General features: G+C 68.9%; 1 protein-coding gene. It reads right to left on the minus strand.

What is annotated here, in order from left to right:
- Window positions 1-411: wHTH domain-containing protein (locus ABD323_RS45175; RefSeq protein ID WP_344447746.1), on the minus strand; the 411-nt coding region annotated here is incomplete at its 3' end.
- Between the last annotated feature and the right edge of the window lie 119 nt (window positions 412-530).

Genomic DNA, 530 nt, shown 5'->3' on the forward strand with positions numbered 1-530 from the left:
AGGGGGGACACGCCATTCACGGTGAGCTGGGAGCGGCTGCGGGGGTGACAACATCCTGCCGAGGCACAACCAGGGACCGTGGCCGGTGCAGCCGAGGCTCAGCCACTTCAGCATCTCCTCGTCCAAGGCCACGGGAAAGCCGAACTCCTCGACCGTCACCCGAAATGCCTCCAGTCGCCGCCGGACCTCGGCCGGGGAAAGGCCGGTCCGCAGCGATGCCTGCACGACGTGACCGGGTTCCACCGGCTGGTCGAACCGAATCGGGAATCCCCCCGAGCTGTCGCAGTTGATGCAGAGGATCCGCCCGTCCTGCTCGTCCGGCACCTCGGACAGCCAACCGCCGGATTCCCTCCGCTCCTCGGCCCGAGCGATTCCCCCCGCCTGACGGACCAGGAAGGTCCAGGGCAGCACCCCACCCGGGAATCGGTACGCTCTGTGGGCCCTCTCGATCGCGGCCTTGACAGCAGGGGCGAACACCCGCCCGGGTTCGTCAGGGAAGACTTCCGGGTGTCCCGTCCTCCCCCCCCACA

The organism is Kitasatospora nipponensis, from assembly GCF_039528135.1.
Classification (GTDB): domain Bacteria; phylum Actinomycetota; class Actinomycetes; order Streptomycetales; family Streptomycetaceae; genus Kitasatospora; species Kitasatospora nipponensis.